Origin of the sequence: Streptomyces sp. SID14478, from assembly GCF_010548525.1 — a bacterium.
GTDB lineage: Bacteria > Actinomycetota > Actinomycetes > Streptomycetales > Streptomycetaceae > Streptomyces.
The window spans coordinates 1-8,577 of sequence record NZ_JAAGMG010001268.1; the positions used below are offsets into that span (position 1 = coordinate 1).

At 71.8% G+C, this 8,577-nt stretch carries 7 protein-coding genes; 2 read left to right on the forward strand and 5 right to left on the reverse strand.

What is annotated here, in order from left to right:
* The coding region (locus tag G3I40_RS40555) for an NAD-dependent epimerase/dehydratase family protein (protein ID WP_164559825.1) at positions 1-237 on the reverse strand (237 nt) is incomplete at its 3' end.
* A gap of 200 nt (positions 238-437) precedes the next feature.
* On the opposite strand from G3I40_RS40555, the gene G3I40_RS40560 reads away from it, so the two are divergent.
* Positions 438-1,682, forward strand: coding sequence for an activator-dependent family glycosyltransferase (locus G3I40_RS40560; protein ID WP_164559826.1), 1,245 nt, complete (start codon positions 438-440; stop codon positions 1,680-1,682).
* Between the two features lie 16 nt (positions 1,683-1,698).
* On the opposite strand, the gene desII is transcribed toward G3I40_RS40560, so the two are convergent.
* The 4 genes from desII to G3I40_RS40580 are packed head-to-tail and all read right to left on the reverse strand — an operon-like array spanning position 1,699 to position 6,863.
* Complete coding sequence (gene desII / locus G3I40_RS40565; protein WP_203645705.1) at positions 1,699-3,216, reverse strand: dTDP-4-amino-4,6-dideoxy-D-glucose ammonia-lyase; 1,518 nt, start codon at positions 3,214-3,216, stop codon at positions 1,699-1,701.
* Entirely contained in the window at positions 3,213-4,412 is a 1,200-nt protein-coding gene (locus G3I40_RS40570; protein WP_164559827.1) for a dTDP-4-dehydro-6-deoxyglucose aminotransferase, read from the reverse strand. The genes desII and G3I40_RS40570 overlap by 4 nt, the downstream gene beginning before the upstream one ends.
* Before the next feature lie 4 nt (positions 4,413-4,416).
* Positions 4,417-5,637, reverse strand: a complete 1,221-nt coding sequence (locus tag G3I40_RS40575) for a cytochrome P450 (protein WP_164559828.1) — start codon at positions 5,635-5,637, stop codon at positions 4,417-4,419.
* A complete protein-coding gene (locus G3I40_RS40580; protein WP_164559829.1) occupies positions 5,634-6,863 on the reverse strand; it encodes an acyltransferase in 1,230 nt (409 codons plus the stop codon). Before G3I40_RS40580 ends, G3I40_RS40575 begins: the two co-directional genes overlap by 4 nt.
* A gap of 387 nt (positions 6,864-7,250) precedes the next feature.
* Here G3I40_RS40580 and G3I40_RS40585 point away from each other — a divergent pair.
* On the forward strand, positions 7,251-8,577 hold a 1,327-nt coding region (locus tag G3I40_RS40585; protein WP_164559830.1), incomplete at its 3' end, for an acyltransferase domain-containing protein.

Here is an 8,577-nt window from a genome sequence, read left to right on the forward strand (position 1 = left end):
CACCGCGTCGGCGTCGCGCACCGCTTCGGCGACGGCGCCCTCCTCGGTGAGGTCGGCGCGCACCACCTCGGTCGCCGCCGGGCCGCCGACGGGCGGGGCGAACGGGCCGCGGGCCACCGCGCGCAGCCGTACCGGACGGCGGGACAGCTCCCGCAGCACGGCGGAGCCGATGTACCCGGAGGCGCCCAGGACGACGACCAGGGGCCGCCGAGGACCGCGGGGGAGGGGACCGGCCATTGCTTCTGCCTCTCTCAGTGGCGTGCGTGGCGTGCGTGGCTCCGCCCGGCGCCGGCGGTGTGCGCGCGCTCCAGGGGGCCTCGCTCAAGGGGCGCTCGTCCCCGGATCCAGCGCGGACCGTTGCGCGTGGGCAGGATCCGGGTGCCGGGGCACAATCGGCGACTGTCCGTCAATTGCTCTGGCCCTTGGGGGAGTTGTTCATGCGTGTGCTCATCGCGGCCTTCGCGCACACCTCGCATTTCCACGGCTTCGTGCCTCTCGCGGGGGCCCTGCGTGCCGCGGGGCACGACGTGCGCGTGGCCAGCCAGCCCGCGTTCGCGGACGAGATAACCGCGGCGGGGCTGACCGCCGTACCCGTGGGCGAGGACCACCGTCTGCTCGAAGCGATGGTGGAGAAGGGCGCGGAGATCCAGAAGTACTCCGCGGACATCGACCTGTCCCAACCCGAAGTTATCGACTGGGACTACCTGTTCAACCTGTACGACCTGTCCGTTCCCTACTTCTACTCGGTGATCAACGACGAGTCGTTCGTCCGCGGCCTCGTCACCTACGCCCGCCAGTGGCAACCGGACCTCGTGCTGTGGGAGCCGTACACGTTCGCCGGGGCGATCGCCGCGCGGGCCTGCGGCGCCGCCCACGCCCGCGTGCTGAGCGCGAGCGACCTCAACGCCCACTTCCGCCAGGAGTTCGTGCGGCTGCTCGGCGAACGGCCCGCCGGACAGCGCCCCGACCCGCTGCGCGACTGGCTGGCCGGTGCCGCCGAGAGCCACGGGGTCGCCTACGACGAGGAGTTGGTGGTCGGCCAGTGGTCGGTCGACACGCTGCCGGCCCGCTTCCGGCTCGACCTGTCGCTGCCGACGGTGGGCGTGCGCTACCTGCCCTACAACGGCAGGGCCGTCGTCCCGGACTGGCTGCGCGAGCCCGCGACGCGGCGCCGGGTGTGCCTGACGACCGGCTCGACCGGAAGCAGCTTCACCACCGACCCCGAGGTCCTGCACCGCTATCTGCGGGTCCTCGCGGAGGTCGACGCCGAACTCGTCGTCACCGCCGACTCCGCCGCGCTGGCCGAGGTCGGCCCGCTGCCGCAGAACGTCCGGGTCGTCGACTTCGCCCCGCTGGACGTGCTCCTGGAGGACTGCGCCGCCGTCGTCCACCACGGCGGCTACGGCACCTGGTCGACGGCCCTCTACCACGGGGTGCCGCAGATCGTGGTGCCGTTCCTGTGGGACACGGTGCTGCGCGCGCAGCAGACGGCCGCCGCGGGCGCGGGTCTGCACCTGAAGGAGGGCGAGGTGAGCGCCGAGGACCTGCGCGACAGCGTGGCACGCGTGCTCGCCGACGCCTCGTTCCTCGACCGGGCCCGCGCGCTGCGCGACGAGACCCGCGCCGAGCCCAGCCCCCAGGCGGTGGTGGCCGCGCTGGAGGAGCGGGTGGCCGCCCGCTGAGCCCGCTGCGGCGCGCTCACGGCCCCGTGTCCGCGCCCAGCAGTCCCCGGTGCTCTCCCCAGCCGTCGGCGGTGTCCTGCTCCATCTGGTTCAGGCGGGCCGTCACGACCTGGTCGAAGCCGTCGAGGAAGTACTCGTCGCCGGGCCGCGGTTCGATGTGCGGGTTCCTCTCGACGAACTCCCGGACCACGTCGTGCAGGCTCTTGTCCGGCGTGACGCGTCCGGCGATGTAGCGGTGCGCGCCCGCGAGTTCGGGGAACCCCGACTCGCGGTAGAGGTAGACGTCGCCCAGGAGATCGACCTGCACCGCGACCTGCGCGTGGGCGGCGCCGCGCATCGTCTGCGGGGTGATGCGCAGGAGCTTGGTGTCCACCCCGCTGCGCAGGCTCTCCAGGGCGTACCCGAGATCGATGTGCAGCGCGGGCGTCCGCTCGCGCGCGTACGCGGTGAAGTCCCGCAGCGCGTCGCGCAGTTGGGCGCGTTCGGCAGCCGCGAGAGCGCCGTCCTCCCGGCCGCTGTAGTCCTCGCGCACCGTCACGAAGTCCAGGGGACGGTCCGGGGCGTGCTCGTTCAGGTCGGCCACGAAGTCCACGAGGTCCATGAGCCGGTCGGCGCGGCCCGGCAGGACGATGTAGTTGAGGCCGAGGCGCAGCGGCGCCTCGCGCCGCGCCCGCTGCTCCATGAACGCGCCCAGGTTGGCGCTGACCCGCCGGAAGGCGCGCGGCTTGGTCGTGGTGGCCTCGTACTCGGTGTCGTTCAGTCCGTACAGCGACGTGCGGATCGCGTGCAGCGACCACAGTCCCGGCTGGCGTTCGAGCGTCCGGTCGGTGAGGGCGAAGGCGTTGGTGTACAGCGTCATGTCGAGCCCGCGGGCGCCGCCGCGGGCCGCCAGTTCACCGAGCCCGGGGTTGGTGAGCGGTTCGAGCCCGCCGGAGAAGTAGACCGTGGAGGGCTGGGTGTCGGGCACCTCGTCGATGACGGAGGCGAACATGGCGTTGCCGGCGTCCAGTGCCGAGGCGTCGTAGCGCGCACCGGTCACGCGTACGCAGAAGTGGCAGCGGAACATGCAGGTCGGGCCCGGGTAGAGGCCGACGCTGTAGGGGAAGGCCGGGCGTCCGTGCACCACCGCGTCGAGTGCGCCGGTGCGCTCCAGCGGCAGGATGGTGTTCGTCCAGTACTTGCCCTCCGGGCCGTGCTGGACGGCGGTGCCGAGCTCGGGCACGCGGCGGAAGTGGCCGAGCAGCGTCGCGAAGGCCGCCCGGTCCACGCCCAGCAGATGACGGGCCTGCTCCAGCGTGGTGAACGGATGAGAGCCGTACCGGACGGCCAGGTCGGCGAGGTGCTCCGCCCGCTCCCCGGCCCCCTCGCCGGTGTCGCCGAGGAGTGCGAGGCGGGTGCGCAGGGCGCGGATCGCCGCGGCACGGTCCCCGCCGGGACGTGCCACGTCTTCGATCGCCTGCGCGGGCGTGACCGCTTGGGCGGTGTCCACGAGAACTGTTACCTCCGGGTCGGACGTCGGACCGATGGCGCTCATGCGGGCACTGCCTGGTCCCACATCGCCTCGATCTGCCCACCGCGCTCCGCGGCGAGCCGGATGATGCTGCACACCCGGCGGATGTCCTCGAAGGACACCGACGGTCCGGTGGGCAGCGCGAGCACCTGCTCCGACAGGCGCTCGGTGTGGGGGAGCCGGAGCGGGGGATCGGTCCGGTAGATGGGCATCTGGTGGCAGGGCGGCGAGAAGTACAGCCGGGGGAAGACCTGTTCGGCCTCCAGCAGCGCCTGCAGCCGGTCCCGGTGCAGGCCGGTGACCTCCCGGTCGGCGAGCAGGATCAGGTACTGGTGGTTGTTGCGCTCGCCCTCGTCGAAGGCCAGCACCTCGATGCCCGGGACGCCGCGCAGCTCCGAGCGGTACAGGGCGTGGTTCTCCTGGTTGCGCGCGCGGGTCTCCTCGAAGGCGTCGAGCGAGGTGAGGCCCATGGCGGCCGCGCACTCGCTCATCTTGGCGTTCATGCCGACGGCGTTCACCGACCTGTCCCGGTCGATGCCGAAGTTGCGCAGGGCCGCGAGCCGTTCGGCGAGCTCGCCGTCGTCGGTGGTGACCGCCCCGCCCTCGAAGGACATGACCGTCTTGGTGGCGTGCAGGCTGAACACCTCGGCGTTGCCGAAACCGCCGATCGGCCGGCCGCCGGAGGTGCAGCCGAAGGCGTGGGCCGCGTCGAAGAACAGTTTCAGCCCGTGCTCCGCGGCCACCTTCTCCAGCTCGATGACCGGGGCCGTCCGGCCCCACAGATGGACGCCGAGAATGGCACCGGTGTCGGGGGTGATGAGCTCCTCGACCCGTGCGGGGTCGAGGCAGCCGGTGACCGGGTCGACGTCGCAGAAGACCGGTTCGAGGCCGACCCAGGCAGCCGAGTGGGGAGTCGCCGCGAACGTCAGCGACGGCATGATGACCTGGCCGGTGACCCCCGAGGCCTTGAGCACCAGTTGGAGCGCCGCGGTGGCGTTGCACGTGGCGACGCAGTACCGCACCCCGGCGATGTCGGCGATGCGGCCCTCGAGCTCCGTGGTCAGCGGGCCGCCGTTGGTCAGCCAGTCGTTGTCCAGGGCCCATTCGAGGCGGGCGAGGAACCGCGCCCGGTCGCCGACGGTGGGCATGCCCACCAGGAGCGGGCGCAGGAACGCCGTGGGGCCGCCGAAGAGCGCGAGATCGGTGAGGGCACGCTTCACGCGGTCACCGCCAGGAGACGGGCAGTTCGAGCGGACCCCGCATGAAGACGTGACGCCACGTCAACTCCTCTGTGGGAACCGCGAGTTCCAGGGTCGGGAAGCGCTTCAGCAGTACGTCGAAGAAGACCTCCGCCTCCGCTCGCGCCAGCGCGGCACCGAGGCAGTAGTGGATGCCGTGGCCGAACGTGAGGTGGCTGCCGTCGTTGCGGTCGACGCGGAAGGACTGCGGGTCGGGGAACCGGGCCGGGTCGCGGTTGGCGGCGGCCAGGTTGATCAGGACCGTGCTCTGCGCGTCGATGGACGCCCCGCCGATCTCGACCGGCTCCAGGGTGTGCCGGGTCGTCATCTCGATCGGCGCCATGTAGCGCAGGATCTCCTCGACGGCGGAGCCCGACAGGCCGTCGTCCGCGCGGAGCCGGGCCAGCTGGTCGGCGTGGGACAGCAGCAGGAAGGACCCCGTGCCGAGCACGTTCACCGTGGTCTCGATCCCGGCGACGAGCAGCAGGAACGCCGTCGAGATCAGCTCGTCCTCGGAGAGGCGGTCACCGTCCCCGGAGTCGCGCAGAGCGACCAGGGCCGACAGCAGGTCGTCACCCGGCTCGTCGCGCCGACGGTGGATCAGCGAGCGGATGCACTCGAAGAGGCTGCGGTACGAGACGGCGTTGCGCTCCGCGAACGTCGGGTCGCTCTCGACGACGTGCGAGGACCAGATCTGGAAGTCGGTGCGGTCCTCCTCGGGCACGCCGAGCAGTTCGCACATCACGGTGAGCGGCAGCGGGCGGGCGAGCGCGGCCACCAGGTCACCGCCGCCGGTGGCGGCGAACTTCTCCACCAGGTCCTCGGCTATCTCCTGGATCCGCGGCCGCAGCGCGTTGATGCGCCGCATGGTGAACTCCCGGGAGACGAGCTTGCGCAGCCGGCCGTGGTCCGGCTCGTCGCTGCGGAACATGTTCCGCTGGAAGTACTCGACGAGGTCCGCCGGGATACCGGTGGCCGCCGAGAGGTCGATGTCCGACTGCTTCGTGGGGTCGTTGCTCAGCCGGTCGTCGCTCAGGGCGGCGCGCACGTCCTCGTAACGGTTCACGAGCCAGACGAACGAGCCGTCGTAGAAGCGGACCTTGGTGACCGGGCGCTGTTCGAGGATCTCCCGGTAGGTGGCGTACTGGTCGGTGTGGAAGAGCTCGCCGCTCAGGTCGAGGACCTCGGGCAGGTGCGGCTGGTTCATGATGTCCTTTCCCCGGCGGGGGACTCGCGGTGCCCGGCGGCCGGGTGGGGCGGGAGAGGTCCGCGTGGAGTGGCCGACGAGCGGCTCCAGCGGCGCATGGCGGGCATTTCGACGCCCGTGTGCAGCAGCCAGGCGGCGCCCCAGCAGACGAGGAACAGCACGACCGCGATGCCGGTCAGCGGGAGCAGGCCCGGTCGTACGTCGTCCGGCAGCGCGGCGAAGAAGGCCGTGATGATCATGTGGTGCACGAGGTAGAAGGCGAAGGAGAGTTCGCCGAGCCGCACCACGCGCGGGCGGCGCGCCAGGGAGGGCAGGCCCGCCCGGTCGCGGCTCGCGGCCGTGGCGATGAGCACGGCCAGCGGGATGACGGTGGCGCTCACCATCGCCCACAGGTGGGGCAGTTCGGTGACCATCGTCATGATCCCGGCCACCGCGTAGCCCGCCACGCACAGGGCGCCGGCGAGCTTGACGCTGAGCAGCGGCCACATGCCCTCGCGCACGAGGAGGGCGAGCACGATGCCGAGCGCGAACTCCAGGAGCCGTACGGGGGGCGCCGTGTAGACCAGCCAGAACTGGTTCATGCTGTAGCCCGCGAGCGGCGTGACCTCACCGGGCACCAGCCGGGCCAGCTGCGGCACGGCCATGACCAGGGCCGTCAGGATGCCCGCGGCCGGCCACAGCCACTGGCGCGACAGGCGGCGCAGCCCCCGGTACAGGAACGGGAACAGCAGGTAGAAGAAGAGCTCGCAGGCGAGCGTCCACGAGATCGGGTTGACCGTGGCGGTCGTGATCATGCCCGGCTTCCAGGCCTGAACGAGCAGCAGCGCGGCGGCGGTCGTGGACGTGGTCACCACGGCGCCGGTGACCCAGGCCAGGACGAGACCGGCCGACCAGGTCACCACGTGGCTCGGATAGATCTTCACCACCCGGCGGCGCCAGAAGCGCCGCACCGTGTCGCCCGGCCGCGCCGCGTAGGTGAGGACGAAGCCGCTGAGGAGGAAGAAGAAGGAGACGCCGACGGGTCCGGCCGGCAGCAGGAAGTAGGCCACGTCGTGCGAGACCGAGTCCACCTGCGGGTTGAACTGGCTCAGCGCATGGCACAGGAACACGAGGAACGCGGCGAAGAACCTCAACCCGGTGAGCGACGGCAGCCGCTCGGCGAGTCCTCCCCGGTCCGCGGGCGCCTCGGCAGAGGAAAGCGTGTGGGTTTTCTGCGCGGGTAGCAAGGCTCACCGGCCCTTCAATTGGATGCCGTTGTCGAGGAGTTCACGACGCCGATTACGGACCGGCCGGAACCGCTTCCACCCAGCATCTTCGCGCAGGCCGGTGGAATGCAGCTAAAGGGAAGCTCGAGGATCGATATCCCGCCGCTGGGATTCGCCTGATCGCCCCCAGGGCATGCGGCCTTGGCCTGCGGTTTCTCGATTTTGCATCGGGTTCGCCGAACGAAGATACCTTGGCGCGTCAGGTGGCCTGGTGTACGTTCAACTGGCCATTGAACAAAGGTAGTAGACCGTTTATGACACGGGGTTGATTGTCTCTTTCCGTGGTTTACGCACCCCGCCTTGCAGAGACCCACTCCCTGGTAATGCGCGGACGACTAGGAGTCAGGTGTGAACGGCAGTCCCCGTCACGGTAAGAACACTTCCGCAGCTGCCGCAGGGGCGGCCAGGCCGTGGGTCCTGTCGGGAGCCGACGACGACGCGCTGCGGGCCTGGGCGCGCCGGCTCGTCGACCACCTCCACGCACACCCGGACACCGGCGTCGACGCGTTCGGCGCCGCGCTCGCCCGCCGGGACCACCGGCTGGCGCACCGGGCGGTGATCGTCGGTGCCACCCGCGAGGAACTCCTCGACGGCCTCACCGCCCTCGCCGACGACGCCCCGCACCCGGCGCTCGCGCGCGCGACGGCGACCTCCGCGGCCCCCGTCACCTTCGTCTATCCCGGCCAGGGCTCCCAGTGGCCCGGCATGGCCACCGAACTCGTGGGCGCAGCACCGGTGTTCGCGGACGCCATCGCGCGCTGCGCCGACGTCTTCACCGCCGAGTCCGGCTGGTCGCTGACCGAGGCGCTGGACACCGCGGCCGCGCCCGGCACCACGCCCCGGGTCGAGGTCGTGCAGCCCGCCCTCTACGCGGTCAGCGCCGCCCTCACCGAACTGTGGCGCTCCTTCGGCGTCGTGCCCGACGCCGTCGTGGGACACAGCATGGGCGACCTCGCCGCCGCCCATGCCGCGGGCAGCGTGGAGATCGCCGACGGCGCCCGCGCGGTGGCGCAGTGGAGCAAGGAACTCATGCCCCTCGTCGGCAACGGGGACATGGCGTCCGTCGCCCTGTCCGCCGACGAGATAGAGCCGCGCCTCGCCTCCTGGGGCGAGGACCTGGTCCTGGCCGGCGTCAACGGGCCCCGCTCCGTGCTGCTCGCCGGGGCGACGGACCCGATCGTGCGCTGTGTCGCGGAGCTGACCGCCGAAGGGGTCCGCGCCCAGGTGATCGGCGTCGCGATGGCCGCGCACTCCCCGCAGATGGACGGTGTCGTGGGCGGGCTGCGCGCGGCGCTCGACTGGTTCACGCCGGACGCGGGCAGCGTCCCCTTCTACTCCAGCCTCACCGGCACCGCCGTCGACACCCGCGAACTGACCGCGCAGTACTGGTGCGAGAACTTCCGCAACCGCGTGCAGTTCGCGCGTTCGGTGCGGGCCTGCGCCGACGACCGGCCCGGCGTCTTCATCGAGGTGAGCCCGCACCCCGTCCTCGCGTCCGCGGTGCGCCAGACCCTCGACGCGGCGGGCGCCGCACACCCGGTGCTGCCGACGCTGCTGCGCGGCCAGGGCGGGCTCCGGCGCTTCCTGACCGCGGCGGCGGAGGCGTACACCCACGGCGTGGAGGTCGACTGGACCGCCGCCTTCCCCGGCGTCGAACAGGACCAGGACGCCGCGC